Genomic DNA, 23022 nt, shown 5'->3' with positions numbered 1-23022 from the left:
ATCGGACGCGCCAGGGGTATCGCCCCGATTCTTCACGACGCGTGATTTATCATCCCACAGGTGGATGCGGGGCCCGCGTCTGACGATTTAGCGTGGAGGGCTCCGGCCATCTTCGGTCGTACAAAGGAGTCTTTCGCATGCGTTCCACCGTTCCTCTCGCCGCGCTCGCGGCGTCCGCCATGGTGTTCATCCTCACGGGCTGCGGAGGCGCGTCCTCCGACGACAAGCTCAGCTACGAGGACTCGCCGCTGAGCCAGTACCTCTCTGCGGCGTGGGGCGGAGATCTCTCGCAGGAGGAGCAGCAGAAGAAGATGGAAAAGGAGCAGGCCCAGGTCGAGGAACTGGTCGCGCAGTGCATGGCCGACGAAGGGTTCGAGTACACGCCGAACGCCAGCAACGGCACCGTCATCTCGGATGGCGGCGAGTGGGAGCCCGAGAAGCGGGAGTGGGTCGAGAAGTACGGCTACGGGTACGTCAACAGCCCGTTCGCGGAGCAGGTCGAGGAGAACCCGTCGGAGGAGGAGAACTCCGACCCCAACGCCGACTACGTCTCCTCGCTCTCGGAGTCCGAGCAGACCGCGTTCTATGAGACGCTCTACGGCCCGAGCCCGGCGGAGGACGAGATGGCCGAGGACGGCAGCTACGAGTACAGCTGGGAGGACGCCGGCTGCCAGGGATGGGCGCAGCATGAGGTCCAGGGCGACGACATCACGCAGTCCGAGGAGTTCAGCGCCCTGCGCACGAAGATGGAGGAGCTGACGACGGCGTCGCAGGAGTCCCCGGAGCTGGCCGACCTCAACGCGGAGTGGGCGTCGTGCATGGCAGACAAGGGTGAGCCCGGCTTCACGAAGCAGGCCGAGGCGGCGGAGTCGATCATGGAGGAGCAGAACAAGATCTATGAGACGGCCTACGGCGACGGCTCGGAGCCTGTCGACACCGAAGCCGCCGATTTCGAGGACCCGAGCAAGAGCCCGGAGATGAAGGCGCTCGGGGAGCGGGAGCTGAAGCTGGCCCTCATCGATCTCGACTGCCGCGAGAAGACCTCCTTCGCGACGAAGTCCCTGGAGATCCAGTTCGCGCTCGAGGAGAAGTTCATCGCCGAGAACAAGACGGAGCTCGAGGCGTTCAAGGCCGCTGCAGAGCAGAGCAAGTGATGCGCGAGGACGATACCCCGACCACGAAGCTCCCCACCGAATCCGAACCCGAATCCACGGCCGCATCCACGGCCGAGACGACGGCGTTCTCCGAACTCATCGACGGCGCCGAGCCTGATCCCGATGCCGAGGAGAAGGCGACGGAGGCGGACACCTCTCGCGTAAGCGGGTGGGGCCGGGTGCTGCGGGGGAATCGTGCACTCTGGATCGTGGCGCTCATCGCCGTGGTGTGCCTGGTCGCGGGGCTGCTCGTCGGCCGCTTCCTGATGTCGCCGGACGCCTCCAGTGCCGATGCACCCGAACCCGGCCTCGTCACGGCACCGGTCGATTTCGGCCCGCTCAGCAACGACGTGACGCTGCGTGCGGATGTCGGATACGCGGACGCGGTCGAGGTGAAGCTCGACACGTCGGCGTTCTCCGGCGCGGCGGTGGTCACGGGTCAGGTCCCTGAGGTCGGAGCCACTCTCACCCCGCTCTCGATCGCCCTCGAGGTGGTCGGGAGGCCGGTCATCGTGCTTCCGGGTGAGCTCCCCTCGTACCGCACGCTGCGGTTCGGGGTCTCCGGCCCGGACGTGCTCCAGCTGAAGCAGGCACTCACGAGCGTCGGGATCGGCGTCGGCGACGTGAACTCGAACGTGTTCGATCGGGCCACGGCTGATGCGGTCGCGCAGCTGTACGCGCAGGCGGGATATCCCGTGCCCTCGCCCGAGGACGGCGCGTCCGACGGCGTGCGGGCCGCCGAGGAGGGGGTCCGCGCGGCGCAGACCGGAGTCACGGAGGCCCAGAAGGCGCTGAACGAGGCAGGAGCCGGACCCAGCGCCGTCGAGACCTGGCAGGCCGATGTGAAGGTCGCCGCGGCCCAGCAGGCTCTCGCCAAGGCACAGGGCGGCGATGGAGACGTGCAACAGGCGCAATGGGATCTGCAGACCGCCCAGCTCGAACGAGACGAGCTCCGCAAGGGCAGGGACACCAGCGCCCAGCGCTCGGCACTCGACTCGGCTCGCGCTCAGGTGACCTCTGCCAATCAGGCTCTCGAAGAGGCTCGTCAGAAGGCGCTTCCCTACCTGCCGGCGAGCGAGGTGCTCTACCTCACTGAGCTCCCGCGCCGGGTGGACGCCGTCGGCGTCGAGCGCGGATCGGTCCTGTCGGGCTCGGCCATGACCGTCTCGGGAGCGACGGTGCGTCTGACCGGTGCCGCAGCCGAGGCGGACGCCGCCCTTCTCAGCGCGGGAGCGGAAGGGTCGTTCGAACTCCCAGACGGGACGGCGCATCGTGCCGTGATCTCGGAGCTGAAGGCGGGCAAGGACAACAAGGCGCGGTGGGAGGTGCTCCTCGATCCCGATCCGCTCACGCCCGAGCAGATCACGCAGCTGCAGGGGAAGAACGTGCGGGTGAAGCTCGCGATCGGCGCGACAGACGGAGACGTGCTCTCCGTTCCTCTCGCCGCACTCACTGCCGGGCCGGGCGGCGAATCCCGTGTGGAGGTCGTCGAGTCCGATCCCCGTGAAGGCAAGGATGCGAAGACGAGGCTCGTCGTCGTCGAGACAGGGCTCGCCGCAAAGGGCGCTGTCGAGGTGACGGCCGTCGATGGCGGGCTCGAGGAGAACGACCTGGTGGTGGTCGGGCGGTGACGCCTGCACCTCCGCTCGTCGAGTTCCGCGATGTCACGCGCTCGTTCCCCGGCCCGCCCGAGGTACAGGCGCTCAAGGCCGCGACGCTCACCGTGGAAGCGGGAGACTATATCTCCATCGTCGGACCCAGTGGATCGGGCAAATCGACCATGCTCAACCTTCTCGGCCTCCTCGATCGTCCGAGTGTGGGGGAGTACCGGCTTGCGGGCTCGCTCACCGGTGACCTCACCGAGGACGAGCGGGCGGCGGTGCGCGCGCGGTTCATCGGCTTCGTGTTCCAGTCGTTCCACCTGCTCCCGCGGCGCAGCGTGCTCGACAACGTGCTGATGCCCATGCTGTACAGCGGCGTGCCCCGACAGGAGCGCGAGGCACGTGCGCGGGCGGCGTTGACCCGCGTGGGCCTCGGACACCGCATCGACTTTTTCCCCAACTCGCTCTCGGGCGGTGAGCGCCAGCGCGTCGCCGTGGCGCGAGCGGTCGTCAGCAGCCCGCGACTGCTGCTCGCGGACGAGCCGACAGGAAACCTCGACCAGCGCACCTCGGGCGAGGTGATGGAGCTGTTCGAGGAGCTGAACGCCGATGGACTCACGCTCATCGTCATCACCCACGACGATGCGGTGGCACGGCGTGCCGGCCGCAGCATACGCATCGCCGACGGCCGATTGACGGAACTGTGAAACGCGTGCTGCGGCGTCGCAGGAACGTCGAGGAAACCAGCGCCGAGAACCCCGGCGATGAGGTCGTGGAGCCGAAGAACTCGGCGGCCGCGCTGCTCCCGGCGGTGAAGCATGCCGATCGGTTCACGTTTCAGGACCTCGTGGCCGAGGCCACGGCCGACATCGGCTCGCGTCCGGCACGGCTCGTCATGACCATCCTCGGCACGGTCCTCGGTATCGCTTCGCTGGTCGCGACGCTCGGATTCGCGCAGACCGCCGCCGCGCAGATCGCGAGGCAGTTCGACGGCGTCGCTGCGACTCAGGTGGTCGTCACCCCGGCCAAGGCGCAATCGGGCAAGGGGAACACGACGGTCGCGACCGGGCGGCTGCCGTGGGACTCTCCCGAGCGCGTGAAGCTGTTGGCCGGTGTGGACAGCGCCGCACTGATCGCCCCGGTCGAGCTCGCGGACGGCGAGACCATCACGGCCGTGCCGGTGAACGATCCCTCGGCACCGATCACGGCATCCCCGAAGCTCTTCGCCACCACGCAGGACCTTCCGGAGACGGTGGACGGCGACCTCGTGACCGGTCGCTTCTTCGATGACGGACACGACGCCCGTGGCGACCGCGTCGCGGTTCTGGGACAGCGCGCGGCCGAGCGGATGGGGATCAACCGCGTCGATTCGCAGCCCTCGATCTTCATCGCAGGTGTCTCATATTCCGTCATCGGCATCATCGAGGGCATGGATCGCCGTTCCGAGTTCGTGGACGGGGTCATCATCCCTCAAGGGTCCGCTCGCGCCGACTTCGGACTGACCGCGCCTTCCGAGTTGACGATCCACATCGCGCTGGGGGCGGGGCCGCAGGTCGCGAAGCAGGCGGTGCTGGCCCTCCAGCCCGACGACCCCGACTCGCTCGAGGCGCGGTCACCGGCGGCATCGTCCGACCTCAGCCAGAACGTGCAGGCCGACGTGAACGTCGTGTTCCTCATCCTGGGCGTCATCGCTCTGCTCGCCGGCGGTCTCGGCATCGCCAACGTCACCCTGCTCTCGGTGATGGAGCGCATCGGCGAGATCGGGCTGCGGCGTGCGCTCGGCGCGACCCGGCGACAGATCGGCGCGCAGTTCATGGTGGAGTCCATCGTCATCGGGTTCATCGGCGGCATCATCGGGTCGGCACTCGGCGTGGTCGCGGTGATCGCCGTCGCGGCGGTGCAGGGGTGGTCGCCCGTGACCGATCCTCTGGTCGCCGTCGCCGGGACCCTCCTGGGTGCGCTGGTCGGATGGGCGTCCGGATGGTACCCGGCACGTCGTGCAGCCCGCATCGAGCCGGTCGCCGCGTTGCGCGGCGTGTGAGAGGGGGCCCGGCCGGTACAATCGACCAAGCACGAAGGAGCAGGAGAACGGGTGGCTGAGAAAGTGGCGAAGTCCAGGGCGAAGGCGCAGAAGGCCGACGAGACCCCCATGGGACCCACCGGCCGCCCCTATCACGGGTTCCCGATCCCCGGGCCGTTGAAGTCGCACGGTCCTGCGCGCATCATCGCGCTGTGCAATCAGAAGGGCGGCGTCGGCAAGACGACGACCTCGATCAACCTGGCCGCGGCTCTTGCGGAGTACGGCCGGAAGGTCCTCGCCGTCGACTTCGACCCGCAGGGTGCGCTCTCGGCAGGCCTCGGCATCCCGACGCACGATGTGCCGACGATCTACGACCTGCTGCTGGACACCAAGCGCGACGCGCACGACGCGATCGTGCACTCGAGCGTCGAGGGTCTCGACGTCATGCCGGCCAACATCGATCTCTCCGCCGCCGAGGTGCACCTCGTCAACGAGGTGGCGCGTGAGACGATCCTCGCCCGTGTCCTCCGCCAGGTGGCGGGGGAGTACGACGTCATCCTCATCGACTGCCAGCCCTCGCTCGGCATCCTCACCGTCAACGCACTGACGGCCGCTCACGGCGTGATCATCCCGCTCGAGTGCGAGTTCTTCGCGCTGCGTGGTGTGGCGCTGCTGATCGAGACCATCGACAAGGTGCGCGATCGGTTGAACCCGTCGATCACGATGGACGGCCTGCTGGCGACGATGTACGACCCGCGCACGCTGCACTCTCGCGAGGTGCTCGAGCGCGTCGTCGAAGCTTTCGGCGACGACGTGCTGGAGACCGTGATCGGCCGCACCGTGAAGTTCCCGGATGCCTCGGTCTCAGGTGTGCCCATCACCGAGTTCGCCCCCGAGCACGCCGCCGCTCAGGCGTACCTGCGGCTGGCGCGGGAGCTGGTCGCCCGTGGCGCCGTCGCCTAGCGAAAGACCTGTCGACGCGTCGCCCGAGGAGGGCGCAGACGATTCCGCGTCTGCCGACACCGCAGGCTTCCGGGTCTCGCTGTCGAACTTCGACGGCCCCTTCGACCTGCTGCTGAACCTCATCTCGAAGCACGAGATGGACATCACCGAGGTGTCTCTGAGCGCGGTCACCAACGAGTTCATCGCGTACTTGGGTGCGCTCGACGACGACGACGACCTCGATCAGGCTTCCGAGTTCCTGGTCGTGGCTGCGACACTGCTCGACATGAAGGTGGCAGGGCTTCTGCCGCAGGGCGAGCTGGTGGATGCCGAGGCCGTGGCTCTTCTCGAGGCGCGCGATCTGCTGTTCGCCCGGTTGCTGCAGTACCGGGCCTTCAAGGAGGTCTCGACGTGGTTCGCCCGCTGCCTGCAGCGCGAAGACCGTCGTCATGTGCGTGCCGTCCGCCTCGAGGAGAAGCACCGCCGCCAGACGCCGGAGCTCGTCTGGTCGCTGACCGCCGACGACTTCGCGGCGCTCGCACTGCTGGCCTTCGCGCCCAAGGAGATCCCACACGTCGGGCTCGACCATCTGCACGCGCCGCTGGTCAGCATCCGCGAACAGGCGGCGATCGTGGTGACGCTGCTGCGCGGCGCCGAGTCGCTGAGCTTCCGCGAGCTCGTCGCCGGCGTGACCGAGCCGGGTATCGTCGTCGCGCGCTTCATCTCGGTGCTGGAGCTGTACCGGCATGCGGCACTGTCCTTCGAACAACTGGAACCGCTCGGCGAGCTGACGCTGCGCTGGGCAGCCGACTCCTGGTCGGATGAGACGCTGGCGACCCTGGGAGCCGACTATGACCGATGACGTGACCGACGAGAGCGTGACCCCGGAAAGCACGGACGCGGTGCCGGAGATCCCCCTCTCCGAGCGGATCGAGGCGATCCTGTTCATCGTGGACGAGCCGATCGGTCTCGTCGCACTGGCCGCCGCCGTGGGATCGCCCGTGCCCGCCGTGCGTCAGACGCTCGAGGCGCTCGTCGAGGACTACGACGGTGTGGGCACTGGTCCTCGACGCGGCTTCGAGCTGCGGGAGGTCGGCGGCGGGTGGCGACTGTACGTGCGTGAGGACCTCGACGCCGTGGTGGCCGAGTTCGTCGGAGGACAGGCCCCCGCTCGTCTTTCGCAGGCCGCTCTCGAGACTCTGGCCGTGATCGCCTACAAGCAGCCGGTGACGCGCAGCCAGGTCGCCTCCATCCGCGCGGTGAACGTCGACTCGGTCGTCCGCACCCTCCTCGCCCGAGGCCTGATCACCGAGCTGTTCGCAGACTCCGAGACGGGCGCACTCAACTACGGCACGACCGACGCGCTCCTCCAGCACCTGGGCATCAACTCGCTCGACGAGCTGCCCCCGATCTCCCCGCTGCTCGATGACGGGGCAGACGGATTCGACGAAGGGACCATCCGATGACCGGCTTCGACGCCTCGACAGACTCCGAGACCGCACCCGAGGGCGTGCGCCTGCAGAAGGTCCTCGCCGGCGCGGGGGTGGCCTCGCGACGCGTCGTCGAGCAGTACATCACCGAGGGGCGCATCCGCGTCAACGGCATCGTCGTCGCCGAGCTCGGCAGGCGGATCGACCCGGAGAACGACCTCGTCGATGTCGACGGCACCGCCGTGCAGCTCGACGTCTCGAAGCGCTACGTCATGCTCAACAAGCCCACCGGCGTCGTCAGCAGCATGAAGGACGAGAGCGGCCGTCCCGACCTCCGTCGCTTCACCGCCGACTACGAGGAGCGTCTGTACAACGTCGGCCGCCTCGATGCCGAGACCAGCGGACTGCTGATCCTCACCAATGACGGCGCCCTCGCGCACGTGCTGGCGCACCCCTCCTTCGGCGTGACCAAGGTGTACATCGCGAAGGTCGAGGGCACCGTGCTGCCGCAGACGATCTCGAAGCTCACCAAGGGCATCGAGCTCGAAGACGGTCCGATCGCGGCGGACAAGGCGCGGCTGCTGGACACGTCTCGCGGGTCGAGCCTGGTGGAGCTGACGCTGCATTCCGGTCGCAACCGGATCGTGCGTCGGATGCTCGCCGCGGTCGGCCACCCCGTCACAGAGCTCGTGCGTCGCCAGTTCGGTCCGCTCCACCTGGGAACCCTCCCGGCCGGGAAGACGCGGGAACTGAGTAAAATCGAACTCGGCGCGCTTTTGACCCTGTCGCGCCGTGATTCCGGTGTCGCCGAGGCGCCAGGCGAGCAGGAGAACGAATGACCGATACGACGAGTGCGCCCACGGGGCGGAGAGCGGGCTTTGTCGCGCCGCGCCTCTCCGGCACCGTCCGCATCGTCGGCGCCGGACTCCTCGGCGCGAGCATCGGGCATGCGCTCCGCACGAAGGGCGTCGACGTCGTGCTGACCGATGCCTCGCCCGCACAGCTCCGCCTCGCCGTCGACTACGGTGCAGGCCGCCTCCCTGCGGAGGACGACTCACCATCCCTGATCGTGGTCGCCGTCCCGCCCGATGTCACGGCCGACGTGATCCAGGTAGAGCTCGAACAGTTCCCGCACGCCGTCGTCACCGACGTCGCCAGCGTGAAGCTCGAGCCGTTCCGCACGCTCCGGGCCCGCGGCGTCGACCTCGCCCGCTACATCGGCTCGCACCCGCTCGCCGGTCGTGAGCGCGGTGGGGCGATCTCGGCCCGCGCAGACCTCTTCATCGGTCGGCCGTGGGTGGTGTGCCGTGACGAGGAGACCAAGGCTTCCGACCTCGCCCTCGTCGAGGCTCTGGCGCTCGATGTGGGAGCGATGCCGCTCGAGATGACTCCGGAGGAGCACGACCGTTCGGTCGCACTGACCTCGCACGTGCCCCAGGTCGTGGCGAGTCTGCTTGCGGGTCGCCTCGCCGAAGCAGAGGAGGGGGCGCTCCGTCTCGCGGGCCAGGGCGTCCGCGACACGACGCGGATCGCGGCATCCGCCCCTGAACTCTGGGTGCAGATCCTCGGGGCGAACGCCGCACCGGTGGTCGAGATCCTCGACGCGCTCGCGTCCGACCTCGGGGAGATCTCCGACGCCCTTCGCCAGCCCGGGGCTCCTGGCGCCCGCCGCATCGTGGCCGAGACGATCCGTCAGGGCAACGACGGCGTCGAACGTCTTCCCGGCAAGCACGGACAGAACCAGCGCTTCGAATCGCTCGTCGTCATGGTCGACGACACCGCCGGGCAGCTCGGAAGGCTGTTCGGCGAGCTCGGCGAGCTCGGCGTCAACGTCGAGGATCTCCGTCTCGAGCACTCCCCCGGCGCGCAGTTCGGTCTCGCTGAGATCAGCGTCGATCCGGCAGCGCTGCACGGTGCGATCACCGGACTGCAGGAGCGCGGCTGGCGCATCGCAGGGAGCACCAATGACTGACATCTCGACCTCTGCCGCGGAGGCGCACGTGACCGACGCCCACAAGTTCATCGCGATCGACGGTCCGGCCGGCTCCGGCAAGTCCAGTGTGTCGAAGGCCGTCGCCCGCACGCTCGGCTTCGGCTACCTCGACACCGGCGCCGCCTACCGCGCGCTGGCCTGGCATGTACTCGATCAGGGTGCCGACACCGAGGATCCCGAGACTGTTCGCGCCGCGGCATCCGCGTTCCCGCTCACGCTCGGGCTCGACCCCGACGAGCGGACGGTGCTCGTCGGCGACGTCGATGTCACCGAGGCGATCCGCGACCCGCGGGTCTCCGGGGCCGTGAGCGGCGTGGCGCGCGTGCCCGAGGTGCGGGCACAGGTCAACGAGATGTTCCGGCGACTCGTCGCCGAGTCGTCGTACCCCGCCGTCGTGGTCGAAGGGCGGGACATCACGACCGTTGTCGCCCCCGACGCCCCGGTGCGGATCCTTCTCACCGCGGCCCCCGAGGTACGGGCCGCCCGACGTGCCGGCGAACTCGCCGGCGAGAACGCGGCTGCTGTCGCCGCGGCGCTGCACAAGCGCGATGCCTCAGACAGCGCCGTCGTCGACTTCCTCAACGCCGCAGAAGGCGTCGAGGTCGTCGATTCGACGGAACTCGATTTCCCCCAGACCATCGATGCCGTCCTCACGGTGATCGAACGAATCCAAGGAGCACACCGTGGCTGACGACGAATACGAAGGCGGCCCCGACCAGCTCGCCGAGAAGATGGACCAGCTCGACGAGCATCTCGCCGAGCAGCGCGCGGAGACACTTCGCGCCGGGCTCTCCGACTACGAGCTGGACGACGAGGATGCGGAACTCCTCGCGGGCATCACGCTCGGCGAGGACGGCATCCACTACAGCCCGGCGCTGCCCGTGGTGGCGATCGTCGGACGACCGAACGTGGGCAAGTCCGCGCTCGTGAACCGCATCCTCGGCCGCCGCGAGGCCGTCGTCGAGGACACCCCGGGCGTGACCCGCGACCGCGTGACGTACAAGGCCGAGTGGGCCGATCGTCGCTTCTCGCTCGTCGACACCGGCGGATGGGAGCCTGACGCCCGCGGCATCGACCGCTCCGTCGCGATGCAGGCCGAGGTCGCGATCGACCTCGCCGACATGGTGCTGTTCGTGGTCGACGCGATGGTGGGTGCGACGTCGACAGACGAGCACGTCGTGAAGCTGCTGCGCAAGAGCGGCAAGCCGGTGTTCCTCGTCGCCAACAAGATCGACGATGCCCGCCAGGAGCCGGAGACCGCGGCCCTGTGGAGCCTGGGCCTCGGTGAGCCCCACCCCGTGTCCGCCATCCACGGACGTGGCGTCGCCGACCTGCTGGACGCCGTGCTGAAGAAGCTTCCCGAGGTCTCGGCCGTCGCGAAGCAGGAGATCGGGGGGCCGCGTCGAGTGGCGATCCTCGGTCGCCCGAACGTGGGCAAGTCGTCGCTGCTGAACAAGGCGGCCGGCGAGGAGCGCGTGGTCGTGAACGACCTGGCCGGCACCACCCGCGACCCTGTGGATGAGGTCGTGGAGCTCGGCGGGAAGATGTGGCGACTGGTCGACACCGCCGGCATCCGCCGCCGCGTGCACATGGCCCAGGGCGCGGACTTCTACGCCTCACTGCGCACTTCTGCCGCGCTGGAGAAGGCCGAGGTCGCGGTCGTCGTGCTCGACGTCTCCGAGACGATCAGCGAGCAGGATGTGCGCATCATCGACCTCGTGCTCGAGTCGGGCCGCGCGCTCGTGCTCGCGTTCAACAAGTGGGATCGTCTGAACGACGACGACCTCGAGAACGCCGACCGCCGTCGCTACCTCGAGCGTGAGATCGAGCAGGACCTGGCGCACGTCGCCTGGGCCCCGCGCGTGAACATCTCGGCGAAGACCGGTCGTCACCTCGACAAGCTCGTGCCGGCGCTGGAGACGGCGCTGGAGAACTGGGATCGTCGTATCCCCACGGGCAAGTTCAACGCCTTCCTGGCGGAACTCGTGGCCGAGCACCCGCACCCGCTGCGTGGTGGAAAGCAGCCGCGCATCCTGTTCGGCACCCAGGCGTCGACGCGTCCGCCGACGTTCGTGCTGTTCACGACGGGGTTCCTCGACCCGGGATACCGCCGATTCATCCAGCGGCGTCTGCGCGAGCTCTATTCGTTCGAGGGCACGCCGATCGTGATCAACATGCGGGTGCGCGAGAAGCGTCAGCGCTGATCTGTTCCGGCGCGTGTCGCGCCGTGGTGCCGTGACCCCGATGCTGTGAAAGGCTGAGGGGGTGACTGTCGTACCTCCTGCCTCCGGTGAACCGCGTCGCCCTGAGGGGCCGCGGAATCCCGGCGATGCCTGGGTGATCGCGGAGTCGGGGGAGAAGTACTGGGGGCGCTTCGGCGCCGCCGGTCTTCTCACCTACGACCCTGCCCGGGGGATCCTGCTGCAGCATCGCGTCTCGTGGAGCCACTTCGGGGGCACCTGGGGGCTGCCGGGAGGCGCGCTGCACGAGGGGGAGAGCGCGATCGCCGGAGCCATCCGCGAAGCTCAGGAAGAGGCAGGCGTCCCGGACGGGGCGGTGCGAGCCCGGTTCACGAGCGTTCTCGACCTGGGGATCTGGGCGTACACGACCGTCGTCGCCGACGTGCGGGTTCCTTTCGAGCCGGTGATCAGCGACCCGGAGAGCGTCGCCTTGGAATGGGTGCCGGTCGATCAGGTCGATTCTCGACCGTTGCACCCCGGCTTCGGAGCGTCGTGGTCGGCGTTGAGGGCGCTGCTCACCGTGCGTCCGGCCGTCGTCGTGGATGCCGCGAATGTCGTCGGATCCGTTCCTGACGGCTGGTGGAAGGATCGCGCAGGGGTGGCGGCTCGTCTGAGGGCTCGGCTGGAGGGACTGGCGGTCTCTGCGGACGACCTGGAGCTCGGGGGTGACGAGTGGTTCCCCGAGGTGTCGATGGTGGTCGAAGGGCAGGCCCGAGGAATCGATGACGATGCGAGCGCAGTCGCCATCATCCGGGCGGAGGCCGCGGGCGACGACGCGATCGTCGCCGAGGTCGAGCGCCGCGTCGCCGGTGCGGAGACGGTCATCGCGGTGACAAGCGACCGGGAACTCCGCGAACGAGTGGAGCGCGCCGGTGCCGGTCAGGTCCGATCCGCAGGATGGCTTCTCGAAAATCTCGCGGCGCACGGCTGACTTCGTCTCCCGCTCTGTGAGCATCTGATTCAGACGAACATCACGCGTCGGGGTGGTGGGTCGACGTAGTCGCGACCCAGGGGGCTGTGCCACGTGACGCTGCCGTCTTTCTCCTGCTGGGCGGTCCAACGATGCGGGTCGGGCATGTCCGGATGCTTGAGCGTGTGGTGGCCACGGCAGAAGTGACCGAGGTTGTCGATTCTGGTCTTCCCGCCCTTCGCGTGATCGTGATTGTGGTCGATCTCGCAGCGGTGCACCGGCATGCGACACCCGGGGAACCGGCAATGCTGGTCGCGCGCACGGAGGAACCGTCGCATCCCCTCGGTCGGCGTGTAGGTGTCGGTCTCGACCACCATGCCTGTCGGGTCGAGGAACAGGCGGCTCCAGCCGGTGTTGCGACCCGCGAGATCGCGGGCGATGTCGGGGTGAAGTGGGCCGTGTCCCTCGAGTTCCGCAATCTTGTCGTCGGCGCCGGCGAGCGTGGTCGCCGCGACGGTGACCTGGATACGGGCCTGGATGCCGTCGAGGCCGTCGCCGTGCGCGACGCTGGGGTCTGCGGTGAGGAGGAGATCCGTGAAGAGGTCGGCTTCCGTCTGCGCCCACGTTCGAGTGTCGGTGGGGAAGTGGTCGACCTCGGGATCGGTGGCGAACGTGTCGCCCCCGGTGCTCGGGATCACCCCGTCGTCGAGCAGGTCGAACGCGGGGTCGTCGAGCGAGAGATCTTCGGGGCTGATGCCGTCGACTTCCTCGAACCACCAGGACAGCGGCACGATATCGCGGTCGCTTCGAGCGCGCACGACCTCGCGCGTCATACGGTTCAGCCTGTCGGAGATCGCGGTGGCGATCCACTCGGGGAGCACTGCGGTGAGCAGGGCCAGCCCGTCGTCGAGGGACTTCACCGTGACGCAGCGCTCTTCCGCAGCACGTCGGTGCCTCTGCACGACGGTCTCGCCGACGAGCGCGGCTGCGATCTGGCGCGCATGAGCCTTCGTGCGCGCTGCCGTGTCCTGTTCGGCGACCACAAGCACCGCCGTCTCGAACAGGCTCATGACCGCGGCGTCGACCTTCTTGTTGCGGACGGCTTCGGCGACGATCGCGCTCGCCCTGGCGATCTCGCGCACGTGCCCGGCGCTCACGGCGCCTTTCGAGAACGCGGCGCGGACGGCGGGGAGAGAGGTGTGCAGCGCCTGGGCATCGGCGAAGGCGAACTCCACCGAGCCTTTCGACACGTGGCCGGCGGCGGAGAACTCCGCGATCATGGAACGGTAGATCGCCTCTCGATGGAAGGGGCTCACGGTTACTTCGGCATCTTGCAGGGCGATCTGCTCGGTCAGCAGCTCTGCGGCTTCCGCCTCGAGCGCGGCGATTCGACGCCTCGTCGCGACCCAGGCATCCAGGACGCGACGTCGCTCCTCGAGTTCGAGGTCGAGATCGGTCGTGTTTGCCATACCCTCATTTTAGAACATAGGTTCGAATGAAGGAAGGCGAGAGGGGGCATGAATGCCGAGATATCAGGTCAGGCGGTCGTCGTTGCGTCCACGAAGCTTGTCGATGTCGCGACGCTCTCGCTTCGTCGGACGCCCGGCCCCACGATCACGAAGGCCCAGGGCGGCTTGAGGCTCGCGCTCGGGCGTGCGGTCTTCGTAGGCGAGCGCCGCCACCGGCGCTCCGACGCGCTTGACGAGGAGCTGACGAACGATGAGGATCCGATCGAATCCCGCGATGCGGATGCGCAACTCGTCGCCCACACGAATCTGCTGCGCCGCCTTCACCTTGTCGCCGTTCACCCTTACATGCCCTGCGCGGCATGCTGTCGTCGCGGCCGAGCGGGTCTTGTAGACACGGATCGCCCAGAGCCAGCTGTCCACACGTGCGGCATCCATCAGGAACTCGTCCTCCGCAGGGATACGAGTGCGCCCGCGATGATCAGGCCCTGACCGATCACGTAGGTGAGCATCACCGCGGGGCTGCTCCACGACGGTAGGGAATCGGGGAGGAAGAGGCGGAAGGCGAGGATCGTGTCGCTCGCGAGGAAGAAGGCCCCGCCGACCGCGACGAGGGGATGGCAGCGCGCCGAGAAGGCTGCGGTGCTGCCGAGGACGAGTCCGTAGAGGGCGACCGCCACGAGCAGGCCGCCGGTGTGCGGACCGAGGACAGCGATCATCGCGACCCACCAGGCGGCGTATGCGAGAGCCCACCAGGGCATCCGACGCGTCGACAGGTGTCGCATGAACAGGAGGATGTATGCCACGTGCGCGATGCCGAAGAACAGCAGCATCAGGGGCAGCTCGGGACCGGCGGGGAAGAACGCCCCTGCACCGTCGCCGAGCCAGGAGAACAGCAACGCCGCGAGCAACAGGAACATCGTGATACGCGGAGTGAGATGTCGCGCGACGACCAGCACCGGAATGGCGAGCATCGGCATCAGGAGCAGCTTCGTGGGTGCGGCGAACGGGTTGTCCGTGGCCAGCAGGACGACGTGGACGATCGAGATCACGACGAACGGGAGGAAGGCCCACGTGAGTGAGAGGGACGGGGCGCGACGCTGCATCCCCCCATCGTAGGATGACGCCCGTGACGGGCTCTCGGGGGCCGCGCTGTTCACGATTCGACGGTGACCTGAACGACGCCGTCGTCCACGCCGAGATGCACGGCGGGCCAGTATCCCTCGGGGAAGTGCTCGCCGCAGCTGTCGATGAGGTGCAGGACGACGGTGCCGTCTGCGGCCGCCTCGATCGCTTCGATGGTGAGGTCGGACGCGGCGTCGTCGAGCTCGTGGGCTTCGGGGGCGCCCGTGCTGAAGTTCGTGACGACCGCATCGGTCGCGATCCGCTTCATGATGGGCAGTCGCTTCACCGTGTCGCGCAGTCGGGGGAGGAGCGGGGCGACCTCGTCGGACGTCGTGCCCTCGAGCATGAGTTCGAGCTCGGTGCCCTCGACGGAGATCGTGCCGACGAACCAATCGTGCGTCAGGACCGTGCCGTCCGTGAGCTCCGAACGGGCGCGCGCGAACGTGCCGAGCTCTGGATCGTCGATGGTCGAAGTCTCGTCGCTCATGCCTTCACGCTAGCGGCTTCTCGATGGTCACGATCATGCGGCGAGACCGAGGACGACGAGAGTGCGACCCGGCTTCAGCTCTGTGCCGGCGGTCGTGTTCCAGCCCCGGTCGCTCAGCACCGGCCGGAGGCACTGGCGACTGGCCACGCCGCCGTCGGTGAGCGCATGCTGCACGTCATCCCCTCGCGTGGTCGTGATCGTCGCCATGCCGCGACGCTACGTCGGGCATCCGACACTCGTAACGCCTCGGTTCGCGGAGGGGCCGAGGATGCGGCTAAGATAGTGGAGTTGCCTGCGCGAGAGTGCAGAACAACGGGCTGTGGCGCAGCTTGGTAGCGCACTTGACTGGGGGTCAAGGGGTCGCAGGTTCAAATCCTGTCAGCCCGACCACAGAGAGGCTCGGAATCACGCGGAAGTCGCGAGGTTCCGAGCCTCTGTCGTATAGGCCCGCACAGGTGAGGCCATCGCGCGAGTTCGCGGAGCGAGAAGCCCGCATCTTGAGTTGATCACGGCCTCACGCTGACAAGGATGTGACCATGCTCGACGCCGCCAGAACGATGCCGATGATGAGCAGAAGCGCTCCCAGTGCTCGCGAGAAGTAGCGTGAGATCTGCTGCTGAGTTCGTTGTAGACCGTTGACCATCTTCGGACCGCCTGTGGCACGCAGCACAATGGGCGTGATGACTGTCGCGGACCCGACTGCGGTGAACACCGCCAGGAGGATAAGGGTCTGAGTAGGTCCCGTTCCTTCTGCCCCGATAACCGTGGATGCTGCGACGAGGGCGACGAGCGTTTTGGGTTTCACCACTGCCAACCCCGCGCCGACGAGCACAGCTCTTGACGGGGTGAGTGTGCTGAACAGCCTCGAGATCCGCGAGGGGGGCGCGTCCGCGGCGGGCGGCGGGCGGCGGACGAAGGCCAGGCCCAGCACGACGAGTGCGATTCCGATGATGAGGGGCAGTACGACACCGGTTGTGTGCCGCTCCGTGAGCGCCGACGTGCTGGGGAACAGCGCAGTCGTACCGAAGGTCAGGAGCGTGAGCGAGAGAAGAACTGCCCCAGCCCACCCGGCCGCGAAGGACATCGCCATGTGTAGGCCCTCGGGACGCACGACGAGGGAGAGCAGACTGATGACGGGTACGGGGTTCGCCGCGACGACGATAGCCAGTCCGATGATCTCTGCGAGCACGAGGGGGGTCATCAGCTCGATCTCATTGCAAGGATGAGGTCAGCCGGGCAAGGTTGTCCCAGGTCTTTTCGCCCCAGGGACGCTGTTCCCACTCGACCAGCGTCAGCTCCCGGCTCGACGCACGGTAGCGATCTTCGACACCGTGTACCCGTTTGGCGAACTCTCGAGAATGGAGGAGGAGGGAGACTTCGGCGTTGAGGCTGAAGGATCGGATGTCCATGTTGCTTGAGCCGAGGACCACGACGTCGTCGTCGACCGAGAAGTGCTTGGAATGCAGCACTGCAGGTGGCTGGTACAGGTAGATCCGCACGCCGGCTTTGAGTAGCGCCTGATAGTACGAGCGTTGCGCGTGATGCACGAGCTTCTGGTCGCCGATCTCCGAGACGAACAGCTCGACGGACACATCGCGTGCCGCCGCCGTCAGCAGAGCGAGCTGAATGGACTCGTCCGGGACGAAGTAGGGGCTGGTGATACTGATTCGGCGCTCCGCCTTGTGGATGAGCGCGGCGAACAGCTTCAGGTTGTTGTCGTTGTCGAAGCTCGGACCGCTCGGCACCGTCTGGACGGCGATGTTCCCGGGCGCTGTGCTGTCGATATCGAGGAAGGGGAGCACTTCTCCGCTCTCCGCGGCCCAATCGGTGATGAACACGGCATCGAGTTCGCGGGCACCAGGCCCCGAGATTCGAACCATCAACTCCACCCAGTGCAACCCCCGGGCGATGTTCTTTGCTTTCAAATACGTCTCGTCGATCAGATTCTGCGACCCTGTGAAGGCGACCGCGCCGTCGACGACGACGATCTTGCGGTGGTTGCGAAGGTCGGGTCGCTGCCATTGGCCTCGTAGCGGTCGCAGAGGCAGCATGGCGTGCCACGAGACTCCGGCGTCGCGCAGGAACGCCTGCGTTGAAGTCCGGTGCGGGTAGAGGAAACCGGACAGATGGTCGGAGAGGACTCTTACCTCGACACCGCGAGCCGATGCTCGCGCGAGGGCGTCGAAGAAGGGGCGAGTCATGTCGTCGAGCACGGCGATGTAGAACTCGACGTGCACGCGGTGTTGCGCGACGTCTATGGCTCGGATCATCGCGTCGAACGACTCGGTATACCCCTCTATGAGCTCGGCGGTGTTCCCTCCGACGTTGGGCAGTGCACCGAGGGCTTCATTCATCTTGGTGATGGAGGCGATCCACTCCGGCTCCGAAGACGGGTCCGGGGGTAGTGCCGCGGGGGAGGTCTGGGTGAGCAGCATCGTATTCATCATGCGTTGCTGTGTTCGCCGGTGTGCGGGAAGACGACTCCGCCCGACGAGGAGGAAGGCGATGGCTCCGAGGAACGGGATGAAGATGATGGTCAGCACCCAGGCGATGGCGGCAGAAGGTCGCCGGTTCGCCGAGACGAGAACGGTTGCGATGAAACCGAGGACCACGTGCGCGGCGATCAGGGCAAGCGCGCCGAACTCGATCCCGGTCATGCGAGGTTCTGACGGGGGACGACGACCTTCTTGATGATCAGAAGGATCGATGCCGTCGTAGGACAGGCGATGAGCGCGCCGAGGAGGCCCAGCAGCGTGCCGCCGACCATCGCACCGATCAGGACGAGCGATCCGGGAATGCTGATGGCCTTTCCGACGATGCGGGGGGTGAGGATGTACGCCTCCAGCTGTACGTAGACAAGCATCACCAGCCCGACGAACAGCGCCGTCTGAGGACCGGCGAAAAGGGACACGAACGTGACGACGATGAGATTGATGACACTGCCGACGAGAGGGATCAGTGTGATCGGGAATGCGAGCGCTGCGAGAACAGGCGCGAAAGGGACGCCGGCAACGGTGAGCAGGATCAGCGTGAAGATGGAGTTCATCGCGGCGAGTGTGACCATCCCGCCGAGGTACTTGCCTACGGAGTCCATGATCGTCTCGCCCAGCTCCATGACGCGGACCCGGCGGGAGGCGGGAACGAGACTGTAGAGGCTCGCTTTCATCGGCTCGAGACCCGCGACGAAGTAGATGGTCAACGCGATGACGAACATCGCGCCGAAGAGCCCGTTGAGGACGCCGGCGCCGAACCGGAGCGCGCCGCCGCCGACGACAACCCATGTTGTCGGGTTCTCGACCGTGTCGATGATCCACGCGACAGCAGGAGTGAGGATACCGCCGAACGTGCTGTTCAGATCGATGAACCATGCCTGGCCTTCCAGATCATCGAACGCCTGCGGGAGGTAGCGGAGCAGCTGAGCGGACTGCTCGACGACTATCGGTACGACGAGGAAAAGCAGAAGCGCTACGACGACTGAGAACGCTGCGATGACGACGAGCACCGCGCCTGCACGGGACAGCTTCCATGTCTCCAACCGCCGGACCGTCGGGTAGAGGCCGAGGCAGATGAAGAACGCCACGAAGATCAAGGTGAGGGCCGTGCTCAGCGAGGCGACAGCCGCACCGAGCAGCAGGGCGAGTAGCACGCCCAGGGTCGCCACGAACCCGAATCGAAAGGGGCCGGCGGAGAGCAGATTGAAACGCGCCATCATTACGTGCCTGTCTGAGGAAGCGGGAACAGAGGAAGAGCGACGAGACCCGCGGAATTCCGGGACGAGAGGTTTGCCGAGCGGGGGTGTCGAACGGCTCCCCAGATGGGATTCAAAGTACACCGAAACGTTGTTCAGAAAGAGGGTGCGTGGCGGTAGATTGAGCTGTCCTCGTCACTCTTTGAAAGGCGCTGCCGTGAGATTCTTTGAAACAGCAACCCCCATCATGTATGAGTATCAAGGATTCTGGGGGTCCTTCTGGGATCTGATCTGGTGGTTCCTCACCATCTTCATCTTTGTCAGTTATCTCTTCGTGCTGTTCGCCATCATCGGCGACCTGTTCCGCGACCATAAGCTCAACGGCTGGCTGAAGGCCATTTGGGTCGTCGCCCTGTTGTTCTTCCCGCTCATCACTGCGCTGATCTACCTCATCGCGCGCGGTCGCAGCATGGGCGAGCGGAGCCAGGCGCAGGCGCAGGCGCTTCGAGATGCGCAGGCCGAGTACGTCAAGGGCCTGGCAGGTCAGGGAGCTGCGCCGAGCCCGGCCGACGAGATCGCGAAGGCGAAGAACCTGCTAGATGCCGGTGCCATCAGCCAGGCGGAGTACGAGGGCCTGAAGGCGAAGGCCCTGACCTCATAGCCACGAGGACCCACCGGCGACATGCACGGTGGGTCCTCTCATCCCTCTCAACAGATCGCCCACTGGCCCCAACCGGATGAGAACTCCATGTCGACAGTCGCCCCGACGAACGTAGCGTCGAGAAACGCCTCCTGGTTGCCCCTTATCGTGGTGGTCCTCACCCAGGTGCAGGCGTCGTTCGCCGTGAATGCACTTACCGTCTCTATGGCGGGCATCACTACGGATCTGAACACTCCGGCGACGTCTGTCGGCACAGCCATCACTGCAGGCACCTTCGCGATGGCCGCGTTCATCCTCCTCGGAGCGAAGATCGGCGCCCGCTTCGGAACGCGCAAGGTGTTCCAGATCGCCGTCGCGGTGCACGCCACAGCTATGGCAGGAGTCGCGCTCAGCCTGAGCCCGGCCATGCTTTTCATCGCCCAGGCGTCCTCCGGCGCCGTCATCGCACTCATCGCTCCTGCGCTGACCGTGTTCATCGCCACGAACTACGACGGCGACAAGCAGGCGAAAGCCATCGGGTTCCTTGCGGCGGCGATCCCTCTCGCGGGCGTCATGGCCCTCCTGCTCGCCGGGTGGTTCGCGGAGACCATCGGATGGCGGTGGTCGTTCGGACTCATGGTCGCGCTCGGAGCCATCAATCTGCTTCTCAGCTTCCGGCTCAAGAAGGTGCCCGCTCAGCCACACCTCGCCATCGACTGGACCGGCGCGATTCTCGCTGCCGTATCGATCATTCTTCTCAGCTTCGGCTTCTCCGGCTTGAACGCCTGGGGCGTGTGGTTCGCAACTCCGCAGGCGCCGTTCGACATCCTCGGTGTTTCCCCAGCACCGCTGCTCATCATCATCGGCCTCATCGGCGGCCAGCTCTTCTTCCTCTGGGTCTCGAAGCGCCAACGAGAGCAAAAATCCCGCATCTTCGACCTGCGCGTTCTCGCGTCCGGAAGCGAGCTTGCCATCACCGCGTGTATGGCGACGATGCTGTTCGTCGGCACGGCCGCGAACTTCCTCATCCCGCTCTACATGCAGGTCGTGCAGGGCCTCAGCGGAATTCAGACGTCTTTCTCCATCATCCCCTACACGATCTCCATCTTCCTCGCTTCGACGTTCGTCGCATACCTGTACAAGATCGCCCCGCCGCGTGTCATCGGATCCATCGGGTTCGTTGTCGTCGCGGCCGCGCTCACCCTCATCGCATTCACCGTGCGAGGTGAATGGGGTCAGTTCTTCATCGTCGTCGGCCTGGTTCTCCTCGGCATCGGCCAAGGGTCCATCGTCGCGCTCGTCTTCAACACGCTCCTCTCCGCTGCGCCGAAGCAGCTCGCCGGCGATGTCGGAGCGTGGCGTGGTCTCGTTCACAACCTGAGCGGGTCGGTGGGTATCGCCGTGGCCAGCGCGTTCGCGGTCGGAATCCTCGCATCCACATTGCAGATGTCCGCCGAGCAGCATCCCGAGATCTCCGACCAACTCATCAGCGAAGTGAACATCAACGACGCTGACTTCCTGACCAACTCCCAGCTCGAGGAAGTCCTCGCGGGCACCAGTGCCAGCGAGGAGGAGACGACGGCGGCTATCTCGATCAACGAAGACGCACGACTGCTGTCGCTGAAGATCTCCCTCCTGGGACTTGCGGGACTTGCGCTGTTGGCCATTGTTCCGGCCACCCGGATGCCTGGACGTATCCGCGGCGAGCTTCCCGACCAGCTCGAGCCGGATGATCCCGACAACATCGACGAGAGCGTCCCTCTCAACCCTGCTGCTGAGGAGAAACTGGCATGAGCCCGAACGCGAACGCGCTGATCCCTGAGACGTTCCCCCCTCTTCCAGGTCTCGACGCTCTCGCCGAGGTCGCACTCGGTAGCAGCAGCGACCATGGCGCTGCTGATGCTGTCGGGTACGTCATCACCGTCGACGGCGATGTCCCGGCGGCTCTCGGCCTGGACCGAGACGCGCTCGCGCGCGCCGGGTTCGAGTCGAAGGTCGGTCAGACGCTCACCATCCCAACCGCCGAGGGGCCCGCGCTCATCGCCGTCGGTGCGGGCGCATCGGAGGAGCAGACGGAAACGAATCTCCGTGACATCGCGGCGGCGTTCGTTCGAGCCGCTTCCACGCACGGTGACCTCGTCCTCGAGCTCGGCGCCACAGAAGTCGACGCCGAAACGGCTGCGCGGGCGCTCTTCGAAGGCGCGGTACTCGGCCGCTACAAGTACACGGCGTTGAAGACCACGTCAACGCACGTCCCGCTGCACTCGTTCGACGTAACGATCGACGGAGGGGTCAAGGAAGCGATCCAGCGTGCAGCGTCCGCCGCAACGATCGCGGTGCGTGCCACGATCGTTGCTCGCGACCTCGCGAACACCCCTCCCGGCCACCTCACGGCGACGAACCTCGGCGACATTGCCGTCGCGCTCGGGGAGGAGTTCGGCTTCAGCGTCGAGCTGTTCGACAAGGCAGATCTCATCGGACTCGGCTGTGGTGGTCTCCTGGGAGTCAACCAGGGGTCTGCCGAGGAGCCCCGCATGATCAAGCTGCAGTACCGGCCCGAAGGACGCGCTACCGGCCACTTGGGCCTGGTCGGAAAAGGCATCATGTACGACTCCGGAGGAATCAGCCTGAAGCCCTCCGACCCGATGCATCTGCTGATGAAGATGGACATGGGTGGGGCGGCGGCGGTGCTCGGTGCCTTCACAGGCCTCCGGGATGCCGGTGTAGGCGCACAGGTCACCGGGTGGCTGATGGCGACCGACAACATGCCCTCGGGAACCTCCTACAAACTCGGTGACGTCCTCACCGCCCGCGGCGGCACGACGGTGGAGGTGAAGAACACGGACGCGGAAGGGCGCCTGGTGATGATGGACGCCCTCGTCCTCGCGAACGAAGACGAGGTCGACGCCATCATCGATATCGCCACGCTCACCGGTGCCGCCCTCGTGGCGCTCGGCGGTGCGACCGCCCCGGTCTTCGCGAACGAGAGGTGGATGGCGCGACTCGCCCTCGACGCGGCAGCCGCAACCGATGAACCCCTGTGGGAGCTCCCTCTGGAGACGAAGTATCGCAGGCAGCTGGATTCGGATATCGCCGACATCTCCAACCTCGGCGGACCGTTCGCCGGAGCCACCACCGCCGCCCTCTTTCTCGCCCACTTCGTCGGAGAGACACCGTGGGCGCACCTCGATATCGCCGGAACGATGCAATCCGAGAAGGATGACTCGTGGCGTTCGTCGGGTGCGACGGGATTCGGGGCACGGCTGATCCTGGAAGCCGCCAAACGATTCAGCATCCCCTCCTGAGCCAGACCCTGACCCTGACAC

The 23022-nt window shown here is 66.8% G+C and carries 23 protein-coding genes and 1 tRNA gene; 16 read left to right on the top strand and 8 right to left on the bottom strand.

Annotated elements, in window-relative coordinates; translation table 11 throughout:
• Positions 1–137: 137 nt before the first annotated feature.
• From F6W70_RS10725 to F6W70_RS10670, 12 genes are all read left to right on the top strand, one after another.
• Positions 138–1154, top strand: a complete 1017-nt coding sequence (locus tag F6W70_RS10725) for a hypothetical protein (protein ID WP_055872292.1) — start codon at positions 138–140, stop codon at positions 1152–1154.
• Positions 1154–2785, top strand: coding sequence for an efflux RND transporter periplasmic adaptor subunit (locus F6W70_RS10720; protein ID WP_151486588.1), 1632 nt, complete (start codon positions 1154–1156; stop codon positions 2783–2785). Before F6W70_RS10725 ends, F6W70_RS10720 begins: the two co-directional genes overlap by 1 nt.
• On the top strand, positions 2782–3462 hold the full coding sequence (locus tag F6W70_RS10715) for an ABC transporter ATP-binding protein (RefSeq protein WP_151486587.1): 681 nt from the start codon (positions 2782–2784) through the stop codon (positions 3460–3462). Before F6W70_RS10720 ends, F6W70_RS10715 begins: the two co-directional genes overlap by 4 nt.
• Positions 3459–4796, top strand: coding sequence for an ABC transporter permease (locus F6W70_RS10710; RefSeq protein ID WP_141388110.1), 1338 nt, complete (start codon positions 3459–3461; stop codon positions 4794–4796). The genes F6W70_RS10715 and F6W70_RS10710 overlap by 4 nt, the downstream gene beginning before the upstream one ends.
• Positions 4797–4904: 108 nt before the next feature.
• Positions 4905–5738: a ParA family protein gene (locus tag F6W70_RS10705; protein ID WP_174799605.1), complete on the top strand. Its 834-nt coding sequence runs from the start codon at positions 4905–4907 to the stop codon at positions 5736–5738.
• Positions 5722–6579, top strand: coding sequence for a segregation and condensation protein A (locus tag F6W70_RS10700; RefSeq protein WP_151486586.1), 858 nt, complete (start codon positions 5722–5724; stop codon positions 6577–6579). Before F6W70_RS10705 ends, F6W70_RS10700 begins: the two co-directional genes overlap by 17 nt.
• Positions 6569–7183: an SMC-Scp complex subunit ScpB gene (scpB, locus tag F6W70_RS10695; protein ID WP_151486585.1), complete on the top strand. Its 615-nt coding sequence runs from the start codon at positions 6569–6571 to the stop codon at positions 7181–7183. The genes F6W70_RS10700 and scpB overlap by 11 nt, the downstream gene beginning before the upstream one ends.
• Positions 7180–7986, top strand: coding sequence for a pseudouridine synthase (locus tag F6W70_RS10690; protein ID WP_151486584.1), 807 nt, complete (start codon positions 7180–7182; stop codon positions 7984–7986). Before scpB ends, F6W70_RS10690 begins: the two co-directional genes overlap by 4 nt.
• On the top strand, positions 7983–9119 hold the full coding sequence (locus tag F6W70_RS10685) for a prephenate dehydrogenase (protein WP_151486583.1): 1137 nt from the start codon (positions 7983–7985) through the stop codon (positions 9117–9119). Before F6W70_RS10690 ends, F6W70_RS10685 begins: the two co-directional genes overlap by 4 nt.
• Positions 9112–9831 (top strand): (d)CMP kinase, encoded by a 720-nt coding sequence (cmk, locus tag F6W70_RS10680; protein ID WP_151486582.1) that lies wholly within the window; start codon positions 9112–9114, stop codon positions 9829–9831. Before F6W70_RS10685 ends, cmk begins: the two co-directional genes overlap by 8 nt.
• A 40-nt stretch (positions 9832–9871) precedes the next feature.
• Positions 9872–11344, top strand: coding sequence for a ribosome biogenesis GTPase Der (gene der, locus F6W70_RS10675; RefSeq protein ID WP_229779055.1), 1473 nt, complete (start codon positions 9872–9874; stop codon positions 11342–11344).
• 61 nt (positions 11345–11405) lie between these two features.
• Positions 11406–12311, top strand: a complete 906-nt coding sequence (locus F6W70_RS10670; protein ID WP_151486581.1) for an NUDIX hydrolase — start codon at positions 11406–11408, stop codon at positions 12309–12311.
• 29 nt (positions 12312–12340) lie between these two features.
• Here the strand turns inward: F6W70_RS10670 and F6W70_RS10665 are convergent, their stop codons facing one another.
• From F6W70_RS10665 to F6W70_RS17805, 5 genes are all read right to left on the bottom strand, one after another.
• On the bottom strand, positions 12341–13759 hold the full coding sequence (locus F6W70_RS10665; protein ID WP_151486580.1) for an HNH endonuclease signature motif containing protein: 1419 nt from the start codon (positions 13757–13759) through the stop codon (positions 12341–12343).
• A gap of 63 nt (positions 13760–13822) precedes the next feature.
• Positions 13823–14194 (bottom strand): RNA-binding S4 domain-containing protein, encoded by a 372-nt coding sequence (locus F6W70_RS10660; RefSeq protein WP_200935119.1) that lies wholly within the window; start codon positions 14192–14194, stop codon positions 13823–13825.
• Positions 14194–14862: a lysoplasmalogenase family protein gene (locus F6W70_RS10655; RefSeq protein WP_151486579.1), complete on the bottom strand. Its 669-nt coding sequence runs from the start codon at positions 14860–14862 to the stop codon at positions 14194–14196. The genes F6W70_RS10660 and F6W70_RS10655 overlap by 1 nt, the downstream gene beginning before the upstream one ends.
• 50 nt (positions 14863–14912) lie before the next feature.
• Positions 14913–15368 carry a hypothetical protein gene (locus F6W70_RS10650; protein WP_055867160.1) on the bottom strand — a complete coding sequence of 152 codons (456 nt, stop codon included), beginning with the start codon at positions 15366–15368 and terminating at the stop codon, positions 14913–14915.
• Between the two features lie 33 nt (positions 15369–15401).
• Positions 15402–15575, bottom strand: coding sequence for a hypothetical protein (locus F6W70_RS17805; protein WP_170287880.1), 174 nt, complete (start codon positions 15573–15575; stop codon positions 15402–15404).
• A 106-nt stretch (positions 15576–15681) separates the two neighbouring features.
• Between F6W70_RS17805 and F6W70_RS10645 the strand changes: the two genes are divergently transcribed.
• Positions 15682–15758, top strand: a tRNA-Pro gene (locus F6W70_RS10645).
• A gap of 124 nt (positions 15759–15882) precedes the next feature.
• Here F6W70_RS10645 and F6W70_RS10640 read toward each other — a convergent pair.
• The 3 genes from F6W70_RS10640 to F6W70_RS10630 are packed head-to-tail and all read right to left on the bottom strand — an operon-like array spanning position 15883 to position 19077.
• Positions 15883–16569 carry a GAP family protein gene (locus F6W70_RS10640; protein WP_151486578.1) on the bottom strand — a complete coding sequence of 229 codons (687 nt, stop codon included), beginning with the start codon at positions 16567–16569 and terminating at the stop codon, positions 15883–15885.
• Positions 16570–16579: 10 nt separating this feature from the next.
• The gene (cls, locus tag F6W70_RS10635) at positions 16580–18025 is read right to left on the bottom strand and encodes a cardiolipin synthase (protein WP_151486577.1); all 1446 of its coding nucleotides are present in this window, start codon (positions 18023–18025) and stop codon (positions 16580–16582) included.
• A complete protein-coding gene (locus tag F6W70_RS10630) occupies positions 18022–19077 on the bottom strand; it encodes an AI-2E family transporter (RefSeq protein ID WP_318278862.1) in 1056 nt (351 codons plus the stop codon). The genes cls and F6W70_RS10630 overlap by 4 nt, the downstream gene beginning before the upstream one ends.
• 196 nt (positions 19078–19273) lie before the next feature.
• Here F6W70_RS10630 and F6W70_RS10625 point away from each other — a divergent pair, with 196 nt between their 5' ends.
• The 3 genes from F6W70_RS10625 to F6W70_RS10615 are packed head-to-tail and all read left to right on the top strand — an operon-like array spanning position 19274 to position 23001.
• Positions 19274–19717 carry an SHOCT domain-containing protein gene (locus F6W70_RS10625; protein WP_318278861.1) on the top strand — a complete coding sequence of 148 codons (444 nt, stop codon included), beginning with the start codon at positions 19274–19276 and terminating at the stop codon, positions 19715–19717.
• Positions 19718–19738: 21 nt separating this feature from the next.
• Complete coding sequence (locus F6W70_RS10620; protein ID WP_318278860.1) at positions 19739–21490, top strand: MFS transporter; 1752 nt, start codon at positions 19739–19741, stop codon at positions 21488–21490.
• Complete coding sequence (locus F6W70_RS10615) at positions 21487–23001, top strand: leucyl aminopeptidase (RefSeq protein ID WP_151486574.1); 1515 nt, start codon at positions 21487–21489, stop codon at positions 22999–23001. The genes F6W70_RS10620 and F6W70_RS10615 overlap by 4 nt, the downstream gene beginning before the upstream one ends.
• Positions 23002–23022 lie beyond the last annotated feature (21 nt).

It is taken from the genome of Microbacterium maritypicum, assembly GCF_008868125.1.
GTDB lineage: Bacteria > Actinomycetota > Actinomycetes > Actinomycetales > Microbacteriaceae > Microbacterium > Microbacterium maritypicum.
Note: the sequence above shows the minus strand (reverse complement) of the source record. Positions and strands in the feature narration are given on the sequence as shown.